The organism is Streptomyces kaniharaensis (genome assembly GCF_009569385.1).
In the GTDB taxonomy this organism is placed as follows: domain Bacteria; phylum Actinomycetota; class Actinomycetes; order Streptomycetales; family Streptomycetaceae; genus Kitasatospora; species Kitasatospora kaniharaensis.
This window is the reverse complement of the sequence record NZ_WBOF01000001.1, coordinates 1,298,624-1,315,487: the sequence shown is the minus strand read 5'-3', so window position 1 is coordinate 1,315,487 and position 16,864 is coordinate 1,298,624. Positions and strand designations below refer to the sequence as shown.

At 72.2% G+C, this 16,864-nt stretch carries 14 protein-coding genes; all 14 read left to right on the top strand.

Annotated elements, in window-relative coordinates; genetic code table 11:
* Positions 1 to 21 precede the first annotated feature (21 nt).
* The gene (locus F7Q99_RS05995) at positions 22 to 2,274 is read left to right on the top strand and encodes a peptidoglycan D,D-transpeptidase FtsI family protein (RefSeq protein WP_153460383.1); all 2,253 of its coding nucleotides are present in this window, start codon (positions 22 to 24) and stop codon (positions 2,272 to 2,274) included.
* Positions 2,275 to 2,280: 6 nt separating this feature from the next.
* Positions 2,281 to 3,933 carry a UDP-N-acetylmuramoyl-L-alanyl-D-glutamate--2,6-diaminopimelate ligase gene (locus F7Q99_RS05990; protein WP_153460382.1) on the top strand — a complete coding sequence of 551 codons (1,653 nt, stop codon included), beginning with the start codon at positions 2,281 to 2,283 and terminating at the stop codon, positions 3,931 to 3,933.
* Positions 3,930 to 5,333, top strand: coding sequence for a UDP-N-acetylmuramoyl-tripeptide--D-alanyl-D-alanine ligase (locus F7Q99_RS05985; protein ID WP_326846314.1), 1,404 nt, complete (start codon positions 3,930 to 3,932; stop codon positions 5,331 to 5,333). The genes F7Q99_RS05990 and F7Q99_RS05985 overlap by 4 nt, the downstream gene beginning before the upstream one ends.
* Positions 5,333 to 6,394, top strand: a complete 1,062-nt coding sequence (gene mraY, locus F7Q99_RS05980) for a phospho-N-acetylmuramoyl-pentapeptide-transferase (RefSeq protein ID WP_153460381.1) — start codon at positions 5,333 to 5,335, stop codon at positions 6,392 to 6,394. Before F7Q99_RS05985 ends, mraY begins: the two co-directional genes overlap by 1 nt.
* Positions 6,391 to 7,839: a UDP-N-acetylmuramoyl-L-alanine--D-glutamate ligase gene (murD, locus tag F7Q99_RS05975; RefSeq protein WP_153460380.1), complete on the top strand. Its 1,449-nt coding sequence runs from the start codon at positions 6,391 to 6,393 to the stop codon at positions 7,837 to 7,839. The genes mraY and murD overlap by 4 nt, the downstream gene beginning before the upstream one ends.
* 105 nt (positions 7,840 to 7,944) lie before the next feature.
* Positions 7,945 to 9,252, top strand: a complete 1,308-nt coding sequence (gene ftsW / locus F7Q99_RS05970) for a putative lipid II flippase FtsW (protein WP_407697748.1) — start codon at positions 7,945 to 7,947, stop codon at positions 9,250 to 9,252.
* Positions 9,253 to 9,258: 6 nt separating this feature from the next.
* The gene (gene murG, locus F7Q99_RS05965) at positions 9,259 to 10,365 is read left to right on the top strand and encodes an undecaprenyldiphospho-muramoylpentapeptide beta-N-acetylglucosaminyltransferase (RefSeq protein ID WP_326846313.1); all 1,107 of its coding nucleotides are present in this window, start codon (positions 9,259 to 9,261) and stop codon (positions 10,363 to 10,365) included.
* Positions 10,358 to 11,134, top strand: a complete 777-nt coding sequence (locus tag F7Q99_RS05960; RefSeq protein WP_153460379.1) for a cell division protein FtsQ/DivIB — start codon at positions 10,358 to 10,360, stop codon at positions 11,132 to 11,134. Before murG ends, F7Q99_RS05960 begins: the two co-directional genes overlap by 8 nt.
* 363 nt (positions 11,135 to 11,497) lie before the next feature.
* Positions 11,498 to 12,724, top strand: a complete 1,227-nt coding sequence (gene ftsZ / locus F7Q99_RS05955) for a cell division protein FtsZ (RefSeq protein WP_326846312.1) — start codon at positions 11,498 to 11,500, stop codon at positions 12,722 to 12,724.
* Positions 12,721 to 13,452 carry a peptidoglycan editing factor PgeF gene (pgeF, locus tag F7Q99_RS05950; RefSeq protein ID WP_326846311.1) on the top strand — a complete coding sequence of 244 codons (732 nt, stop codon included), beginning with the start codon at positions 12,721 to 12,723 and terminating at the stop codon, positions 13,450 to 13,452. The genes ftsZ and pgeF overlap by 4 nt, the downstream gene beginning before the upstream one ends.
* Positions 13,452 to 14,240, top strand: a complete 789-nt coding sequence (locus tag F7Q99_RS05945; RefSeq protein ID WP_153460378.1) for a YggS family pyridoxal phosphate-dependent enzyme — start codon at positions 13,452 to 13,454, stop codon at positions 14,238 to 14,240. Before pgeF ends, F7Q99_RS05945 begins: the two co-directional genes overlap by 1 nt.
* A gap of 217 nt (positions 14,241 to 14,457) precedes the next feature.
* A complete protein-coding gene (locus F7Q99_RS05940) occupies positions 14,458 to 15,060 on the top strand; it encodes a cell division protein SepF (RefSeq protein WP_153460377.1) in 603 nt (200 codons plus the stop codon).
* 89 nt (positions 15,061 to 15,149) lie between these two features.
* Positions 15,150 to 15,431, top strand: coding sequence for a YggT family protein (locus F7Q99_RS05935; protein ID WP_153460376.1), 282 nt, complete (start codon positions 15,150 to 15,152; stop codon positions 15,429 to 15,431).
* Between the two features lie 59 nt (positions 15,432 to 15,490).
* Positions 15,491 to 16,828: a DivIVA domain-containing protein gene (locus F7Q99_RS05930; protein ID WP_153460375.1), complete on the top strand. Its 1,338-nt coding sequence runs from the start codon at positions 15,491 to 15,493 to the stop codon at positions 16,826 to 16,828.
* Positions 16,829 to 16,864: the final 36 nt, after the last annotated feature.

Sequence of the window (16,864 nt, the reverse complement as noted above, 5' to 3'; positions counted from 1 at the left end):
TGCGGGGGGAGAGATGGGCGCATGAGTACTCCGCGTCAGCCGTCGGCCGGCGGCTCCGGCAACGGCCGCCGCCCGGTGCCCAAGGGCGCCGCGCCGCGCCCTGCTGCGCCGCGCGGGCAGTCGGCGGGGAAGGCCCAGCCCGCGAAGGGGCAGCCCGTCAAGGGCCAGCCGACCAAGGGGCAGCCGGCCAAGGGGCAAACCTCGAAGGCCCAGCCGGCCAAGCCGCAGACCGCCCGGCCGAAGCAGCCCGCCAAGGGACAGCCCGTGAAGGCCGCCGCCGCCCGGACGCCCCGGGCCCCGCAGCAGCGCCGCCCCGAGGGGAGGCCGCCGGCCCGCGCCCAGGCGGCGGCCCGGCCGCGTCCGACGTCCCGCCCGCCGCAGCGCCCCAAGGCGCTCCGGCTGGCCGAACCGCGCCGCCGGCTGCGCGTGATCACCGTGGTGATGGCGCTGGTCTTCTCGGTGTTCGCGGGCCGGCTGGTCCAGCTCCAGCTGCTGGACGCCGACGCGCTGGCCGCCGACGCCAACACCAACCGCTACCTGAATATCCCGATCACCGCCGAGCGCGGCTCGATAACGTCCGCGGACGGCGTGGCGCTGGCCGCCACCGTCGACGCCTACGACATCACCGCCGACCCGGCGATGTTCACCCCGGACGCCACCGGCATCCCGGACGCCCCGGAGCAGGCGGCGGCGCTGCTGTCGCCGATCATCGGCGTGCCCAAGGAGAAGATCGCCGCCGACCTTCACACCCCCAAGAGCCGCTACAAGCGGCTCGCCGCCCGGCAGACCCCGAGCGCCAAGAACCAGATCAGCGACCTCAAGTCGGGCCTGGAGAAGCAGGCCGGCTCGCGCACCTGCCAGGCCCAGAAGAAGCTGCTCGGCAAGCCCGCCGACCAGGGCGGGCGCACCCGCGTCGACAACGAGTGCGCCAACCCGCTGGCCGGGGTGTTCAACCGGGAGACCCAGAAGCGGGTCTACCCCGCGGACGGCCTGGCGGCCAACCTGGTCGGCTTCGTCAACGGCGAGGGCGAGGGCGCCGGCGGCCTGGAGCTGCAGTACCAGAAGCTGCTGTCCGGCAAGGACGGCCACAACAGCTACGCCCAGGCCGGCGGCCGGCTGGTGCCCACCGCCGGCGGCTCGCTGGAGCCCGCCGTGCCCGGCAGCGACATCAGGCTGACCATCAACCGGGACATCCAGTGGGCCGCCCAGAAGGCGATCACCGACCAGGTCGCCAACTCCGGCGCCGAGAAGGGCTACGTCGTCGTCCAGGACGTGAAGACCGGCCAGGTCCTCGCGATGGCCACCGCGCCCGGCCTCAACCCGAACGACCTGTCCACCGCCAAGCAGTCCCAGCTGGGCAACACCGCGCTGGCCGACGCGTACGAGCCGGGCAGCACCGCCAAGCTGATGAGCCTGGCCGCCGTCCTGGACACCGGCAAGGCCACCTGGGACACCAAGGTCACCGTGCCCGACCGGCTGGTACGCGCCGGGCAGCAGTTCAAGGACGACGTCGACCACAACACCTGGTACCTGACGCTGGCCGGGGTGCTCGCCAAGTCCTCGAACATCGGCACCATCGAGGCCATCGAGACGCTCGGCGCCGACCAGCTGGAGTCCAACAAGGTGCTGGACGGCTACATGCGCAAGTTCGGCGTGGCCCAGCCGACCGGGCTGAACTTCCCCGGCGAGACCGCCGGGAAGCTCAAGAAGCCCGAGGACCTGGTCGCCTCGGAGAAGTACAACATCTCCTTCGGCCAGGGCCCGCTGCAGCTGAACGCGCTCCAGGCCACCTCCGTCTACTCGACCATCGCCAACGGCGGCGTCCGGGTCGCGCCCAGCATCGTCCAGGGCGTCACCAGCCCGGACGGCAAGTACACCCCCACCCCGCCGGGTGCGCAGACCCGCGTGGTCGGCGAGCAGACCGCGAAGACCCTGACCCAGATGCTGGAGTCCGTCGTCGACGACGAGCAGGGCACCGGCGGCAAGGCCGCCATCCCCGGCTACCGCGTCGCCGGCAAGACCGGCACCGCCAACCGGGGCGCCGCCAACGGCGTCGGCTACGACGGCTACACCGCCTCCTTCATCGGCTTCGCCCCCGCCGAGGCCCCCCGGGTCACCGTCTCGTGTACCCTCCAGGGCCCGGTCAACGGCCACTTCGGCGGCCAGCTGTGCGGTCCGGTGTTCAAGCAGGTGATGGAGTTCACCCTCAAGACCCTCCAGGTCCCGCCGAGCAACAGCGAGGCCCCCAACCTGCCCGTCGAGTGGAAGCCGTGAGCAAGCATGAGGAACGAGCGGGCCGCCGTGGACGGCGGCGCGGGGCAGGCCCGGTTTGGCCCTGGGCACCCTTCGGCGGATAGCCTTCCCGCCGTGCCGAAACCCGATCAAACCACCGTGAGTCCGCCCCGCCCGGCCCAGGCCGCCGCCCTGCCGCTCGCCGAGCTCGCCCGCCGGCTGGGCCTCGACCCCGTCGAGGGCGGCGCCGTCACGGGTGTCACCCACGACTCCCGCGCGGTGCGCCCGGGCGACGTGTACGTGGCCTTCCCCGGCGCCAACCACCACGGCGCGGCCTTCGCGGCCCAGGCCGCGGCGGCGGGCGCGGTGGCGCTGCTCACCGATCCGGCCGGCGCCGAGCTGGCGGCCGGCACCGGCCTGCCGCTGCTGGTCGTCGACCGGCCGCGGGCCCGCATGGGCGAGCTCGCCGCGGCCGTCTACGGCCACCCCTCCGAGCGACTGCTGATGATCGGGCTGACCGGTACCAACGGCAAGACCACCACGTCCTACCTGGTCGAGGGCGGTCTGCGCGGCGCCGGCCGCAGCCCCGGGGTGATCGGCACCGTCGAGATGCGGGTCGGCACCGAGCGGATCAAGAGCGAGCGGACCACCCCCGAGGCCACCGACCTGCACGCGATCCTCGGCGTGATGGCCGAGCGCGGCGCGGACGCGGTGACCATGGAGGTCTCCAGCCACGCCCTGGTCTTCGGCCGCACCGACGGGGTGACCTACGACGTCGCCCTGTTCAACAACCTCACGCCCGAGCACCTCGACTTCCACCCGGACATGGAGGACTACTTCCAGGCGAAGGCCCGGCTCTTCCAGCCCGGCAAGTCCCGCCGCGGGGTGGTCAACCTCGACGACGAGTACGGCCGCCGGCTGGCCGCCGAGGCCAAGATCCCGGTGACCACCTTCTCCGCCGCCGGCGCCCCCGAGGCCGACTGGCGCGCGGTCGACGTCCAGCTCGGCCCGGCCGGCTCCACCTTCCGGGTGCTCGGCCCGGACGGCGCCGAGGCCGACGCCGCCGTCCCGCTGCCCGGCCCGTTCAACGTGTCCAACGCGCTGGCCGCGATCGCCACGCTGGTCGCCGCCGGCCTGCCGCTGGAGCGGGCCGTCGCCGGCGTGGCTGCGGTGCCCGGCGTGCCGGGCCGGCTGGAGCGGGTGGACGCCGGACAGCCGTTCGTCGCCGTCGTGGACTACGCGCACAAGCCGGACGCCCTGCAGGCCGTCCTCGGCTCGCTGCGCGAGGTCACCAAGGGCCGGCTGCACGTCGTCGTCGGCTGCGGCGGCGACCGCGACCCGCACAAGCGCGGCCCGATGGGCGCCATCGCCGCCCGGCTCGCCGACACCGCCCTGCTGACCAGCGACAACCCGCGCAGCGAGGACCCGCTGGCGATCCTCGCCAGCATGCTGACCGGCGCCGCCGCGGTGCCCGAGGCCGAGCGCGGCGACGTCCTGGTCGTCCCCGACCGGGCCGAGGCGATCCGCCTCGCGGTGGCCCGCGCGCACGCCGGTGACACCGTGCTGGTGGCCGGCAAGGGCCACGAGCTCGGCCAGTACGTACGAGACGAGATCCGCCCCTTCGACGACCGGGAGGTGCTGCGCGAATCCATCACGCAGGCCACGGCCGCCCGGGGCGACCGAGGAGTAGAGCAGCAGTGATCGCACTGACCCTCGCCGAGGTGGCCGCAGCAGTCGGGGGCACCCTGGACGGCGCCGACCCCGACACCCTGGTGACCGGCCCGGTCGAGGTCGACTCCCGGAAGGTGCGCCCCGGCGGCCTCTTCGCGGCCTTCGTCGGCGAGCACGTGGACGGCCACGACTACGCGGCCACCGCGGTCGAGGCCGGCGCCGTCGCGGTGCTGGCCTCCCGCCCGGTCGGCGTGCCCGCCGTCCTGGTCGACAGTGTGGTGGACGCCCTCGGCAAGCTGGCCCGCACCGTGGTCGCCCGCGCCGAGGCCACCGCCGTGGTCGCGCTGACCGGCTCGGCCGGCAAGACCAGCACCAAGGACCTGATCGCCCAGCTGCTCCAGCGCCACGGCGACACCGTCTACCCGCCCGGCTCGCTCAACAACGAGATCGGCCACCCGATGACCGCGCTGCGGGTCGAGCCCGGCACCCGGCACCTGGTCATGGAGATGGGCGCCCGACACAAGGGCGACATCGAGTACCTCACCTCGATCACCCCGCCCCGGATCGGCCTGGTGCTGAACGTCGGCACCGCGCACGTCGGCGAGTTCGGCTCCCAGGAGGCGATCGCCGAGGCCAAGGGCGAGCTGGTCGAGGCGCTGCCCGCGGACGGCACGGCGATCCTCAACGCCGACGACCGCCTGGTGCGCGCGATGGCCGCCCGGACCCGGGCCAAGGTGGTCCTGTTCGGGGAGTCCCCGGACGCCCACGTCCGGGCGACGGAGGTTCGCCTGGATGCCACCGGACGGCCATCGTTCACGCTCACCACCCCAGCCGGTTCCGCGCCCGTGCAGCTGCGCCTGTACGGTGAGCACCACGTCTCGAACGCCCTCGCCGCCGCCGCGGTGGCGGTGGAGCTCGGGATGTCCGTCGACGACACCGCGGCAGCCCTGGGCGAGGCGGGTGCGCTGTCCCGCTGGCGCATGGAGGTCGTCGACCGGGCCGATGGTGTCACCGTCGTGAACGACGCCTACAACGCGAACCCCGACTCGATGAGGGCCGCGCTGCGGGCGCTGGTCTCGATGGGGGGCCGCGGCCCGGAGCGCCGCCGTACCTGGGCGGTGCTCGGCGAGATGCGGGAGCTCGGCGAGGAGAGCCTGGCCGAGCACGACGCCATCGGGCGGCTCGCGGTACGGCTGGACGTCACCAAGCTGGTGGCGGTCGGCGGACGCGAGGCGGCCTGCATGGAACTCGGCGCGAGGAACGAAGGTTCGTGGGGTGAGGAGTCGGTGCTGGTGTCCGACGCGGACGCGGCGGTCGAACTGCTGCGCAGTCAGCTGCGGCCGGGGGATGTGGTCCTGGTGAAGGCCTCCCGTTCGGTGGGGCTGGAGAAGGTGGCCGAGGCCCTCCTCGCGGACGGTGTGGCCGAGTGATGAAGCAGATCCTGTTCTCCGGCATGATCGGCCTGGTCCTGTCGCTGCTCGGCACCCCCGCCCTGATCAAGCTGCTCGCCAAGCACGGCTACGGCCAGTACATCCGTGACGACGGCCCGAAGGCGCACCACAGCAAGAAGGGCACGCCCACCATGGGCGGCATCGCCTTCATCCTGGCGACCCTGATCGCCTACTTCGCCACCAAGGCGATAACGGGCGAGAGCCCGACGGTCTCCGGACTGCTGGTGCTCTTCCTGACCGCGGGCCTCGGCCTGGTCGGCTTCCTGGACGACTTCATCAAGGTGGTCAAGCGCCGCTCGCTGGGTCTGCGGGCCAAGGCGAAGCTGGCGGGCCAGTCCATCGTCGGCCTCGGGTTCGCCGTCCTGGCGCTGCAGTTCCAGGACGACCGCGGGCTCGCCCCGGCCTCCCAGCACCTGTCCTTCGTCCGGGACTACGGCTGGTCGATCGGCCCCGTGCTGTTCGTCATCTTCGCCTACTTCATGATCGCCGCGATGTCGAACGGCGTGAACCTCACCGACGGTCTGGACGGCCTCGCCACCGGCGCGTCGGTGATGGTCTTCGGCGCCTACACCTTCATCGGCATCTGGGAGTACACCCAGAGCTGCGCCTACACCATCACCGCGACCGCCAACTGCTACGACGTCCGCGACCCGCTGGACCTCGCCGTCGTCGCCTCCGCCCTGATGGGCTCCTGCTTCGGCTTCCTCTGGTGGAACACCTCGCCCGCCAAGATCTTCATGGGTGACACCGGCTCGCTCGCCCTCGGCGGCGCCCTGGCCGGCCTGGCGATCTGCTCCCGCACCGAGCTGCTGGTCGCGCTGCTCGGCGGCCTCTACGTGATCATCACCCTGTCGGTGATCATCCAGGTCGGCTCCTTCCGGATGACCGGCAAGCGCGTCTTCAAGATGGCACCGCTGCAGCACCACTTCGAACTCAAGGGCTGGACCGAGGTCCTGATCGTCGTCCGGTTCTGGATCATCCAGGGCCTCTGCGTGGCCGTCGGCCTCGGCCTCTTCTACGCGGGATGGGTGACCGGATGACCAGTTCGCAGCCGGCAGGGCCGGGGTTCGAGGACCTGCCGGTCGTCGTCGCCGGGCTCGGCGTCTCGGGCATCAGTGCCGCGCGCGTCCTGCACGGCCTCGGCGCCCGCGTCACCGTCGTCGACGGCGGCAGCGGCGACGGCCTGAAGGCCCGCGCCGCCGAACTGGAGGCCCAGGGCATCGCGGTGCGCCTCGGCGACGGCGACAGCCTGCCCGAGGGCACCCGGCTGATCGTCACCTCGCCCGGCTGGCCGCCGAGCAGCCCGCTGTTCGCCACCGCCGACGCGGCCGGCGTCCCGGTCTGGGGCGACGTCGAACTCGCCTGGCGGCTGCGCAGGCCGTTGCCGGCCACCGGCGAGCCCGCCCCCTGGCTGGCCGTCACCGGCACCAACGGCAAGACCACCACCGTCCAGATGCTCGCCTCGATCCTCACCGCGGCCGGCAGGCGCACCGCCGCCGTCGGCAACGTCGGCGTCTCGGTGCTGGACGCGGTGCTCGCCGAGGAGCCGTACGACGTCCTCGCCGTCGAGCTCTCCAGCTACCAGCTGCACTGGGCGCCCTCGCTGCGCCCGTACTCGGCGGCCGTGCTCAACCTGGCGCCCGACCACCTCGACTGGCACGGCTCGATGGAGGCGTACGCCGCCGCCAAGGGCCGGATCTACGAGGGCAACGTCGTCGCCTGCGTCTACAACCTGGCCGACCCGGCCACGGAGGCGCTGGTCCGCGAGGCCGACGTCGAGGAGGGCTGCCGGGCGATCGGCTTCGGCCTCGGCTCGCCCGGCCCGTCGAACTTCGGCGTCGTGGACGGGCTGCTGGTGGACCGCGCGTTCGTGTCCGACCGGGCCAAGAACGCCGCCGAGCTGGGCTCCGTCGAGGACGTGTTCCCGCCGGCCCCGCACAACATCACCAACGCGCTCGCCGCGGCGGCGCTGGCCCGCTCCTACGGGGTCGAGCCGAAGGCCGTCCGGGAGGGCCTGCGCGCCTTCCGCCCGGACGCCCACCGGATCGCCGAGGTCGGCGTGGTCGGCGAGGTCACCTGGATCGACGACTCCAAGGCCACCAACACCCACGCCGCCGCGGCCTCGCTGGCCGCCTACCGGCCGATCGTCTGGATCGCCGGCGGCCTGGCCAAGGGCGCGACCTTCGACGACCTGGTCCAGGGCGCGGCCGAGCGGCTGCGGGCGGCCGTGCTGATCGGCGAGGACCGCGCGCTGATCCGGGAGGCACTGGCCCGACACGCGCCGGATGTCCCGGTGATCGAGGCGGCCGAGGGCCAGACTGGCGCGGTGGCGATGACCGAGGTGGTCCGGACGGCCGCCTCGCTCGCCCAGCCGGGTGACACGGTGCTGCTGGCCCCGGCCTGCGCCTCGATGGACATGTTCACCAACTACGGCGAGCGCGGAGACCTCTTCGCCGCCGCCGTCCGGGAGCTGGCGCACGGGTAGCGGGCCCGGCCGGGGCGTTGTTCGAAGAGAGTGAGCGGGGAGTTGGCGGGGCAGGGCAGGGCGGACTCGAGCGCGCCGGAACGGGGCGCCGCCGAGCCGTGGCGCGTGATCTCCGCCACCACGACGAAGTACAAGTCGGCCGGTCCGCTGGGCCGTCTCGGTGCCCTCAGGGCCCGGGTGCGGTACTGGCTGGACCGGCCGCTCACGCCCTACCTGCTGATCGTCGGCACGACGCTGCTGCTACTGGTGCTCGGCCTGATGATGGTCTTCTCTGCCTCGCAGATCCTCGCCCTGGGCCAGCACCACTCGGCGCAGTACTACTTCCTCAAACAGCTGATCGCGGCCATCCTCGGCCTGGTCCTGCTGATCGGCTTCGCGGCCGTCCCGGTGGCGGTGCTGCGGGTGATCGTCTACCCGGTGATGATCGGGGTGATCGGCGCGCTCGCGCTGGTCGCCGTGCCCGGCGTCGGTGTGCGGATCAACGGCAACCAGAACTGGCTGGACTTCGGGTTCTTCCAGTTCCAGCCCTCCGAGTTCGCCAAGCTCGCGCTGGTGCTCTGGGGCGCCGACCTGCTCGCCCGCAAGCAGCGGGCCGGCACCCTCACCACCTGGAAGCACCTGCTCGTCCCGCTCGTGCCGGGCGCCCTGCTGCTGCTCGCGCTGATCATGCTCGGCGGCGACATGGGCACCTCGATGATCCTGGTGGCCATGCTGTTCGCGCTGCTCTGGATGGTCGGCGCGCCGCTGCGGCTGTTCGTGGCCACCCTGGGCGTGGCCGTCGTCGTCTGCACCGCCCTGGTGGTCACCGTCCCGCACCGGGCGGAGCGCCTGGCCTGCATCGGGGTCACCAAGCTCGACCCCGAGGGAGCCTGCTTCCAGGCCCTGCACGGCGTCTACTCGTTCGCGCTCGGCGGCGGTTTCGGCGCCGGCCTCGGCGCCGGCGTCGAGAAATGGGGCCAGCTGCCCGAGGCGCACACCGACTTCATCTTCGCCGCGACCGGCGAGGAACTGGGCCTGGTGGGGACGCTGTCGGTGATCGGTCTCTTCGCGGCACTAGGCTACGCGGGTATCCGTGTGGCCATCGGTACGAAGGACTCCTTCGTCAGGTACGCCGCGGGAGCCGCCACCACCTGGATCACGGCGCAGGCCGTGATCAACCTGGGGTCGGCGCTGGGACTGCTGCCCATCGCGGGCGTCCCGCTCCCGCTGTTCTCCTACGGCGGTTCCGCCATGCTGTCGGCCATGTCCGCGATCGGTGTGCTGCTCTGCCTCGCACGCAGCACCTCGGGCGCGAAGGCGGCCCTGGCCGCCCGGAGCAAGAACTCCCGGATCAGGAGACGACTGGCCCGGGTGCTGCCACGACGACGAACCACAGCGCGCCCGGCCCCCGGGCCGGCACGCAGGGAGCGGTGAATTTCGGTGCATGTCGTACTCGCCGGCGGGGGGACCGCCGGTCACATCGAGCCGGCCATGGCGCTCGCGGACGCCCTTCGCAGGCACGACCCGTCCATCGGGATCACCGCCCTGGGCACCGAGCGCGGTCTGGAGACCCGGCTGGTGCCCGAGCGCGGCTACCAGCTGGAGCTCATCCCGGCCGTCCCGCTGCCCCGCAAGCCCACCCCCGAGCTGATCACCGTCCCGGGCCGGCTGCGCGGCACCGTCCGGGCCGCCCAGGAGATCATCGAGCGGGTCAACGCCGACGCCGTGGTCGGCTTCGGCGGCTACGTCGCGATGCCGGCCTACCTGGCCGCCAAGCGGGCCGGCGTGCCGATCGTGGTGCACGAGGCCAACGCCCGCCCGGGCCTGGCCAACAAGATCGGCGCGCGCTACACCGACTTCGTCGCCGTCTCCACCCCGGACAGCAAGCTGCGCGACTCCCGGTACATCGGCATCCCGCTGCGCCGGACCATCGCCACCCTGGACCGCAACGCGGCCCGCCCGGAGGCCCGGCAGTACTTCGGCCTCGACCAGCGGCTGCCCACCCTGCTGGTCTCCGGCGGCTCCCAGGGCGCGCGCCGGCTGAACGAGACCGTCACGGCGATCGCCCCGCGGCTCCAGCAGTACGGCGTGCAGATCCTGCACGCGGTCGGCCCGAAGAACGAGCTGCCGCAGGTGCAGGACGTCCCCGGGATGCCGCCGTACCGCGTGGTGCCGTACGTCGACCGGATGGACCTCGCCTACGCCGCCGCCGACCTGATGCTCTGCCGGGCCGGCGCCATGACGGTGGCCGAGCTGGCGGCCGTCGGGCTGCCCGCCGCCTTCGTCCCGCTGCCGATCGGCAACGGCGAGCAGCGGCTGAACGCCCAGCCGATGGTCAAGGCCGGCGGCGGTCTGCTGGTGGACGACGCCGAGCTGACCGCGGACTGGGTGCTGCAGAACGTGCTGCCGGTGCTCACCGACCCGCAGAAGCTGTGGGACATGAGCCGGGCCGCCGCCGAGTTCGGCCGCCGGGACGCCGACGAGCTGCTGGTCGGCATGGTCTACGAGGCGATCGAGGCCTCCCGCGGCGGTCGCGGCCGTGGCTGACGGCCGGCTCGCCGACCCCCTGGAGGAGGAGCTGGAGGCCGAGGAGCACGCTCCCCGGCTCCGGCTCTCCCGACGGGGCGTCGTGGTGCTGAGCGTGCTCGGTGCCACGGTGGTCGGCGTGCTGGCCTGGCTGGTCTTCTTCTCGTCGGTGCTGGACGTGCGCGAGGTCGCCGTCCAGGGAACCGCCGACGACCGGCTGACGGCGGACCAGGTCCGCGAGGCGATCGGCGGGGTCGGCGACGGCCCGCTGGCCCGCGTGGACCTGGACGCCGTCCGGCACCGGGTGGAGGCCATCCCGCGGGTGGCCGGGGCCGAGGTCTGGCGAGGCTGGCCGCACACGCTGCAGGTGAAGGTCACCCAGCGCAGGGCGGTGGCCGCCGTCAAGGGGGAGGACGGCCAGTTCACCCAGGTGGATGCCGGCGGCGTGAGCTTCGCCACCGAGGCCGCCCCGCCGGCGGGGGTACCGGTGGTGCAGCTGCAACTCAGTCAGCAGGCGAACGATGTCGACGGGGTGATCTCCCGTCCGCAGCTGGTGCAGGGCGCCGTGTCGGTGGCCGCCGGGCTTCCGGCCGAGGTCGCCCAGCGGGCCGGCGCGCTGCTGGTGCACTCGTACGACGACATCGAACTGCAGCTCAGCGGGGGTGCGACGGTGCGCTGGGGGAGTCCGGAGCAGAACGACCGGAAGGCCCGGGTGCTGCTGGCGCTGATGAGTCAGAAGGGTACGAACTACGACGTGAGTGCTCCGGACGCGCCGGCGGTGTCGGGATGATCCGGTAAGTTCTGTGGCTGAGGGAGGGGTTGACGCCTTCGACTGTCGGCCCGACCCTTGGTGGTCACCCCGGTTTCATATGCCGGTCGATGATCACATAGGCTCAAAAGAAAAAGGGAAGCTCGGCGTGTTCGTTGAAACACGTGCCCGGAGCCACCTAGTGTCCTGTGTCACCAGACTGTGCCCCCTGGTGATGTGACGGAGGCACAGGACTAACCCTAAAGGTCAAGTTTAGGGTTGGGGTCGGCGGTCGGCATTTCGGACATTCAGTCAGAAACCAGGCTCCCTCCCCATCGACATCCGTCGGTACGGGCCCTCATCGGGCCGGGCCGACCCGGAAATTCGAGGCGAGAGGCCTTCGACGTGGCAGCACCGCAGAACTACCTCGCAGTCATCAAGGTCGTCGGTATCGGCGGCGGTGGTGTCAACGCCATCAACCGGATGATCGAGGTCGGTCTCAAGGGCGTCGAGTTCATCGCGATCAACACCGATGCGCAGGCCCTCCTCATGAGCGACGCCGACGTCAAGCTCGATGTGGGCCGTGAACTCACCCGGGGCCTCGGCGCCGGAGCCAACCCCGAGGTCGGCCGCAAGGCCGCCGAGGACCACCGCGAGGAGATCGAGGAGGTCCTCAAGGGGGCCGACATGGTCTTCGTCACCGCGGGCGAGGGGGGTGGCACGGGCACGGGCGGCGCGCCCGTCGTCGCCAACATCGCCCGCTCGCTCGGCGCACTGACCATCGGCGTGGTCACCCGCCCCTTCACCTTCGAGGGCCGGCGCCGTGCCAACCAGGCCGAGGACGGCATCGCGAGCCTGCGCGAAGAGGTCGACACCCTCATCGTGATCCCCAACGACCGGCTGCTGTCCATCTCGGACCGCCAGGTCAGCGTGCTGGACGCGTTCCGCTCGGCCGACCAGGTCCTGCTCTCCGGTGTCCAGGGCATCACCGACCTGATCACCACCCCGGGTCTGATCAACCTGGACTTCGCCGACGTCAAGTCCGTCATGTCGGACGCCGGCTCCGCGCTCATGGGCATCGGCTCGGCCCGCGGCGAGGACCGCGCCAAGGCCGCCGCCGTGATGGCGATCTCCTCGCCGCTGCTGGAGGCCTCGATCGACGGCGCCCGCGGTGTGCTGCTCTCCATCTCCGGCGGCTCCGACCTCGGCCTGTTCGAGATCAACGAGTCCGCGCAGCTGGTCAGCGAGGCCGCGCACCCCGAGGCCAACATCATCTTCGGTGCGGTCATCGACGACGCGCTCGGCGACGAGGTGCGGGTCACCGTCATCGCGGCCGGCTTCGACGGCGGCCAGCCGCCGGCCATCGTCCGTGAGCCGGTGGTCAAGTCCACCCCCGCCACCCCGGCCACGTCGTCGGCCGCCCCGGAGCGCCCGGCCTCCCGGTCGTCGTACGGGAGCATCGGCTCGGTGACGTCCCGCTCGGAGGGCGAGACCTCCGCCGCGCCGGCGCGCTCGGCCGACACCCCGGCCACCACGACCACCGCCCCGGTGCCGCCGCAGGTGCAGCCGGCCCGGCAGCCGTTCGTGGAGAGCCCGGCCGAGGAGCTCGACGTCCCGGACTTCCTTAAGTGATCGATCACGCGGTACGCGATGGTGCTCACTTCGCCTTCACCGACCGGTGGGGCGGGGTGAGCACTTCGCCGTACGGGGAGCTCAACCTCGGCGGCGCGGTGGGGGACGACCCGGAGGCGGTCCGGGAGAACCGGGCGATCGCCGCCCGTGAGCTCGGGCTGGACCCGGCCGACGTGGTCTGGATGAACCAGGTGCACGGCGCCGACGTCGCCGTGGTGACGGAGCGCCAGCCGCTGGGGGAGGCCCCGACCGTGGATGCGGTGGTCACCGGCCGGCCGCTCGCGCTCGCGGTGCTGACCGCCGACTGCACCCCGGTGCTGCTGGCGGACCCGGTGGCGGGCGTGGTGGGTGCGGCCCACGCGGGCCGGCCCGGGCTCGCGGCCGGAGTGGTGCCCGCGGTGGTCCGGGCGATGGCCGAGCTGGGCGCAGAGCCCGGCCGGATCGTCGCCGCCACCGGCCCCGCGGTGTGCGGCCGCTGCTACGAGGTGCCGGCCGGACTGCGCGCCGAGGTCGCCTCGGCGGTGCCCGCCGCCTTCGCCGAGACCTCGTGGGGGACGCCGGCCCTGGACGTGCCGGAGGGAGTGGCGGCCCAGCTGGCCGCGGCGGGTGTCACCGAGGTGATGCGATCACCGGTCTGCACCCTCGAATCCGCCGATCACTACTCCTATCGCCGCGAGCAGCGCACGGGCCGGCTCGCGAGCTACGTCTGGTTGGGCTCTGATCACTGATGACGAACGACATCTACGGACCGTTCCCGGGGAGCCCGGAGTTCTTCGCGGGGCTGACGGAGGGCCAGCGGGCCCGGTTCGAGGAGCTGGGCACCAACCTCGACGTGGTCGAGCGCCGGATCGTCGACGCCTGCGCGGCCGCCGGGCGGGCCCGGAACGAGGTCACCCTGGTCGTCGTCACCAAGACCTATCCGGCCGAGGACACCGCGCTGCTGGCCGCGCTGGGCGTGACGGACGTCGCGGAGAACCGCGACCAGGACGCCGCGCCCAAGGCGGAGCGGTGCAGAAACCTTCCGCTCGACTGGCACTTCGTCGGGCAGCTGCAGACCAACAAGGTCCGCTCGGTCGTCCAGTACGCGAACCACGTGCACTCGGTGGACCGGCTGCGGCTGGTCGAGTCGCTCTCCGCGGCGGTGCTCAAGTCCGAGCGGCCGGAGCTGGGCTGCCTGGTGCAGGTCGCGCTGGACAAGGAGCACGGGGAGGGCGAGCACCGGGCCGGGGTCGCCCCGGTGGACGTCGCGGAGCTGGCCGACGCCATCGCCGGCGCGCCGGGGCTGCGGCTGGACGGCGTGATGACCGTCGCCCCGCTGTCCGGTCCGCTCGCCGGCGACCCGGCCCGGGCCTTCGATCGGCTGGCGGAAATCGCAACCGCAGTACGGACGGCCCATCCTGCTGCCACCATGGTCTCCGCAGGCATGAGCGGCGACCTTGAGCAGGCCATTGCCGCCGGTGCGACACATGTGCGCGTCGGAACGGCGGTACTCGGAGTGAGGTCACCCCTCAGGTAACGTCACCGGGTAAGTAGATCAGACTGCAGGACAAAACAGGACAGAAACTAGCAGCTTTTCGAAGCGCTGGTGAACCGTGGATCGCAGCTCTGCGGCCCCACCCCACGAAATCTGACCATCCGTCGATCTGACGGGCTGTCGTGGGCAGACCGCCGCGGATCCGCAGGCAGGGCTAGTGGCCCTGGCCGCCGAACCACCGAGCGGAGGAGACAGGAGCATGGCCGGCGCAATGCGCAAGATGGCGGTCTACCTCGGCCTCGTGGAGGACGAGACGTACGACGGCCAGGGGTACGACCCCGACGACGACTACGACGCGGACCCCGAGCCGATTCGAACGGGGGCGCGGACGGAGGACATTCCCCGGCCGGCCGCGGCACCTGCCCCGGTCTCCTCGATCACCCCGCAGCCGGTGCCGGCCGCGGTCCCGATCCGGCAGGAGACCCCGAGGATGGCCCCAGTGTCGTCCATCACACCCGAACGCCGCCACAACCTGGAGAAGAGCGCACCGGTGATCATGCCCAAGGTAGTGAACGAACGAGAGCCCTACCGCATCACCACGCTGCACCCTCGCACCTACAACGAGGCCCGTACCATCGGGGAACAGTTCCGTGGCGGTACCCCGGTGATCATGAATCTGACCGAGATGGACGACACTGATGCCAAGCGACTCGTAGACTTCGCCGCTGGACTCGTCTTCGGTCTGCACGGCAGTATCGAGCGCGTGACACAGAAGGTGTTCCTGCTGTCGCCTGCTAACGTCGATGTCACGGCGGAGGACAAGGCTCGGATCGCCGAGGGTGGGTTCTTCAACCAGAGCTGACCCGGCCACGACTTTACGTGTGGATCTGATCAACAGTGGGTTAGCGACAGGCGGCGGGCCCCAGGGCCCGGGACCGGGGAGGAAGGGCGATGGAGATCGTGTGGGCGGTGGCCTATTACGCCCTGACCGTCTTCCTGGTGTTCCTGCTTGTGCGGCTGGTGATGGACTGGGTCTTCCAGTTCGCGCGTTCGTGGCGGCCCGGCAGGGCCATGGTCCTGGTCCTGGAGGCCACGTACACTGTCACGGATCCGCCGCTCAAGCTTCTTCGGCGGTTCATCCCGCCGTTGCGTCTCGGGGGCGTGGCGCTCGACCTGTCGTTCTTCGTACTGATGATCATTGTGTATGTCCTGATCTCGCTTGTGCGGCCCTAGTCGTAGGTGAGCGATGCGACAGGATGCCGGTGTGCCGACGATCACGTTGAGGTGAAGAGATGCCATTGACCCCCGAGGACGTGCGGAACAAGCAGTTCACGACCGTCCGCCTGCGCGAAGGCTATGACGAGGACGAGGTCGATGCCTTCCTCGACGAGGTCGAGGCGGAGCTGACCCGTCTGCTTCGCGAGAACGAGGACCTGCGCGCCAAGCTGGCCGCCGCGACTCGTGCCGCCGCGCAGAACCAGGCCAACCTGCGGAAGGAACCGCCGCAGGACGCGCGTCCCGGTGCTCCCGTCCCGGCCGCCATATCCGGTCCGCCGGTCCCCGGCCAGCAGGGTCCGGGCGGCCCGCAGCAGATGGGCCCCGGTGGTCCCCAGCAGATGGGTCCGGGCCCGCAGCAGCAGATGGGCAACCAGCCCCTCGGCCTGCCCTCCGGCGCCCCGCAGCTCCCCGCCGGCCCCGGTGGTCCGCAGCAGATGGGCGGCCCGCAGCAGCAGATGAACCAGACCATGGGCGGCCAGCAGCAGCTGGTCCAGCCGATGGGCGGTCAGATGATGCAGCCGATGGGCGGCCCCGGTGGCCCGCAGCAGATGGGCAACCCGATGGGCCAGGGCATGGGCCAGGGCATGGGCCAGCAGCAGATGCAGCCGATGGGCGGCCCCATGGGCGGCCCGCAGCAGATGGGCGGCCCGCTCGGCGGCCCGATGCAGCAGCAGGGCCCCGGCGGCGACAGTGCCGCCCGCGTGCTGGCGCTCGCCCAGCAGACCGCCGATCAGGCGATCTCCGAGGCCCGCTCCGAGGCCAACAAGATCGTCGGCGAGGCGCGCAGCCGGGCCGAGGGCCTGGAGCGCGACGCCCGGGCCAAGGCGGACGCCCTGGAGCGGGACGCGCAGGAGAAGCACCGGGTCGCGATGGGCTCGCTGGAGTCCGCGCGGGCCACGCTGGAGCGCAAGGTCGAGGACCTGCGGGCGTTCGAGCGCGAGTACCGCACGCGCCTGAAGTCGTACCTGGAGACCCAGCTCCGTCAGCTGGAGTCGCAGGCCGACGACTCGCTCGCCCCGCCGCGGATCCCCGCCACCGCGTCGCTGCCGCCGGCCGCCTCGTCGATGGCTCCGGCCGCGAGCCCGATGAGCAGCGGGCCGAGCTTCGGTGGGAACCAGCCGGCCTTCGGCGGTAGCTCGCCGTCCTTCGGCGGACAGACCTCCTTCGGCGGTAACTCGCCGGCGCCGAGCTTCGGCGGGCAGTCGAACGGTGGCAACACCGGGGCGCCGCAGATGCAGCCGGCCGGGATGACCCAGCCGATGGCGGCCGTCCGGCCGCAGCCGCCGCAGCCGATGCAGCAGGCTCCGGCGCCGATGCGGGGCTTCCTGATCGACGAGGACGGCGACAACTGAGGTTGTAGCAGGGCCTTTCGAGGCGTCCCCTTTCCG

What these genes read in the sequence shown, in the direction of transcription:
- F7Q99_RS05935 (WP_153460376.1), top strand. Translation starts at nt 15,150, where the DNA reads ATGGAGATCGTGTGGGCGGTGGCCTATTACGCCCTGACCGTCTTCCTG.
- murD (WP_153460380.1), top strand. Translation starts at nt 6,391, where the DNA reads ATGACCAGTTCGCAGCCGGCAGGGCCGGGGTTCGAGGACCTGCCGGTC.
- F7Q99_RS05990 (WP_153460382.1), top strand. Translation starts at nt 2,281, where the DNA reads ATGAGGAACGAGCGGGCCGCCGTGGACGGCGGCGCGGGGCAGGCCCGG.
- F7Q99_RS05995 (WP_153460383.1), top strand. Translation starts at nt 22, where the DNA reads ATGAGTACTCCGCGTCAGCCGTCGGCCGGCGGCTCCGGCAACGGCCGC.
- F7Q99_RS05945 (WP_153460378.1), top strand. Translation starts at nt 13,452, where the DNA reads ATGACGAACGACATCTACGGACCGTTCCCGGGGAGCCCGGAGTTCTTC.
- mraY (WP_153460381.1), top strand. Translation starts at nt 5,333, where the DNA reads ATGAAGCAGATCCTGTTCTCCGGCATGATCGGCCTGGTCCTGTCGCTG.
- F7Q99_RS05940 (WP_153460377.1), top strand. Translation starts at nt 14,458, where the DNA reads ATGGCCGGCGCAATGCGCAAGATGGCGGTCTACCTCGGCCTCGTGGAG.
- F7Q99_RS05930 (WP_153460375.1), top strand. Translation starts at nt 15,491, where the DNA reads ATGCCATTGACCCCCGAGGACGTGCGGAACAAGCAGTTCACGACCGTC.